Source organism: Intrasporangium chromatireducens Q5-1, from assembly GCF_000576575.1.
In the GTDB taxonomy this organism is placed as follows: Bacteria; Actinomycetota; Actinomycetes; order Actinomycetales; family Dermatophilaceae; genus Intrasporangium_A; species Intrasporangium_A chromatireducens.
The window spans coordinates 1-401 of the sequence record NZ_AWQS01000605.1 but is presented as its reverse complement, the minus strand read 5'-3'; the positions used below and the strand labels follow the sequence as shown (position 1 = coordinate 401).

Sequence of the window (401 nt, the reverse complement as noted above, 5' to 3'; positions counted from 1 at the left end):
CCTCGCCGATCGCGTCGGTGAGGTTGCTGATCGTCTCGTGCGACAGCTCGGTGCCCAGCGTCGCGGCGAGGTGGTGCTGGATGTCGCGGATGGTCATGCCGCCCGCGTAGAGGCTGATGATCATCTCCTCGAGCCCGCCGAGGCGCCGGGCGCCCTTGGGCACCAGCCGGGAGGCGAAGCTCGAGTTGCGGTCCCGCGGCTGGTCCAGGCGCACCGAGCCGACCTCGGTGTCGAGCGTCTTCGGGGTGCTCCCGTTGCGCGAGTTGCCCGAGCCGTGCCCGGCCCGGTCGCCGCGCTCGTAGCCGAGGTGATCTGTCAGCTCGGCGTCCATGCCGCGCTCGAGGACGGCCTTGAGCAGCTCGGGCAGCAGCCCGCCCTTGCCGGTCAGGGCGAGCCCGTCG

General features: G+C 72.3%; 1 protein-coding gene. It reads right to left on the bottom strand.

Annotated elements, in window-relative coordinates:
* Nucleotides 1–401: IS256 family transposase (locus tag N864_RS23085; protein WP_034723160.1), on the bottom strand; the 401-nt coding region annotated here is incomplete at both ends.